Below are 2,010 nucleotides of genomic sequence, written 5' to 3' on the forward strand. Positions count from 1 at the left end.
GGGTCGGGCGGTGGCGGCGCGGTCGTCGCTGACGGAGGCCGGGGCGGCGTGACGGAGGCGGTGGCGGGAATGGCCTCCGTCGCGCGGCGTTTGCGCATCACGACGTACGCCATGGCGTTGACGGCGAGTGTTCCGACGACGATGACGGCAATCCAGGTCTTCTGTTTCATCCGCTTCTCGGTCTCACCGCATGCGCCACGTCAGCCCGGGCACGAAGGCCGTCATTCTCAGGCGACGAAGTACCAGAACAAGGCGCTGGCGCAGGCCGCGGCGCCCGCGGTCAACACGATGGGCCAGGGGAACGGCGGCTCTGCCAGGTCCACGGGGATGGCCAGCGCGGCGTCCGCCACCGGGCCGCGCGTGGTGGGAGAGGTCCGCTCCTCCACGGGAGGTCCAAGCCGCACGCTGGGGTTCGGCGTGCGCTCCAAGGGCACGCCGCCGCTGGACATGCCGCTGGTGGATGACGAGCCGAACGCGGACAGCGCGGTGTTGTGGTGGCCCGTCTTGTCGGCGGGGAACAGCGACGTCACCAGCGTGGCCAGCTCGCGCCCGCCCGACGTCCAGTTCTGCGCGGCGCGGAAGCGCTCCAGGTCCATGGCCAGCTCCCGGGCGCTCTGGTAGCGCGCGTCGGGTTCCTTCTCGAGCAGGCGCAGGATGATGCGCTCCAGCTCCGGCATGAAACCCGGTGACACCTGTGAAGGTGGTGTCACCTGCACCTGGGTGGCGGCGATGATGGTCTGCTCCACCGTCTCGCGCTTGAACAGCCGGCGTCCGGTGGACGCTTCGTAGAGGACGATGCCCAGGGAGTAGAGGTCCGAGCGGTGGTCCAACTCCCGGTTGGTGATTTGCTCCGGGGACATGTACGCGTACTTGCCCTTCACCACGCCCACGCTGGTGCGCTCGACGTTCACCGCGCTCTTCACGATGCCGAAGTCGGCCAGCTTGACGATGCCGTCGCGCGACACCAGCACGTTGCCCGGCGTGACGTCGCGGTGCACCAGCTTCAGGGGCGTGCCGTCCGGCAGCGTCTTCGAGTGCGCATACGCCAGCGCGTCCGCCACGGCGATGCCCACGTCCACCGCCACCCGCTGGCCGAGCGGGAAGTGCGACTTCCACGCGTGCCGCAGCACCCGGTCCAACGCCTGGCCCTGAATCCACTCCATGGCCAGGTAGTACTGGCCATCAATCTTCCCGAAGTCGAAGACCTGCACGATGTTCGGATGGGTCAGCAGCGCGGCGACCTTCGCCTCGTCCGCGAACATCCGGCTGAACGCCTCCAGGTTCGCGTACTCCGGCAGCACCCGCTTGATGACGCACGGCTTGGAGAAGCCGTCCGGCCCGTCGATGGAGGCCAGGAAGATGTGCGCCATCCCACCCGCCGCGAGCCGTTGCAGAATTCTGTATTTCCCGAAGTAAACGTCCTCTGCGGGAACCGGCACTGGCGCGTCGAGCCTGTCCAACTTTCGCCTCAGGAATTAGCTGTAAGGCGAGAAAGATACAGTTGGTTTACCTACCCCACAAGTTCACGACCCCTCGGTGTCAAGCACTTTGGGCATCAAACTCTGGAAGTCGGGTGGGTCAGCCCCGGCGCGGCTTGCTCCGGGACTTGCGGCGGCGTTTGCGGGGGGCGGCTGGAGGGGTGACTTCGGCGAAGCGGACGCCGGAGACGCCGGCGTGCTCCAGGGCCTCCTTGATTCCCTCGGAGACGATGAGGCTGACGGGCCAGCCCCACGTGCGCAGCACCCGGGCGCCCTCGGTCTTCACGGGGTCGATGCGCAGGCCGCGAACGGTGCGGTAGTGACCCACGCGCTCGGGGGGGCCGTCCTCGGCGGTGTAGTGGGAGACCTCCGCGCAGGCGGTCTCGTCCAGGCAGCGGACCAGGCGGGTGGCGACGAGGATGAAGAACGACTCCGGTTCGCGCTCGACTTCCACGGGGATGAGCTGCACGTCGTCGGGGGCGAGCTCCCGGAAGATGGCGGCCACGGAGGCGTGGACGACGGGGGTGAGGCC

At 68.3% G+C, this 2,010-nt stretch carries 2 protein-coding genes; both read right to left on the reverse strand.

What is annotated here, in order from left to right; all coding sequences use genetic code 11:
• Positions 1–227: 227 nt before the first annotated feature.
• Positions 228–1,370 carry a serine/threonine-protein kinase gene (locus HR086_RS46415; protein ID WP_174454259.1) on the reverse strand — a complete coding sequence of 381 codons (1,143 nt, stop codon included), beginning with the start codon at positions 1,368–1,370 and terminating at the stop codon, positions 228–230.
• Between the two features lie 208 nt (positions 1,371–1,578).
• The coding region (locus HR086_RS46420; RefSeq protein ID WP_373564455.1) for an imm11 family protein at positions 1,579–2,010 on the reverse strand (432 nt) is incomplete at its 5' end.

It is taken from the genome of Myxococcus sp. CA039A (assembly GCF_013336645.1).
GTDB lineage: Bacteria > Myxococcota > Myxococcia > Myxococcales > Myxococcaceae > Myxococcus > Myxococcus llanfairpwllgwyngyllgogerychwyrndrobwllllantysiliogogogochensis.

What these genes read in the sequence shown, in the direction of transcription:
- HR086_RS46415 (WP_174454259.1), bottom strand. Translation starts at nt 1,370, where the DNA reads ATGGCGCACATCTTCCTGGCCTCCATCGACGGGCCGGACGGCTTCTCC.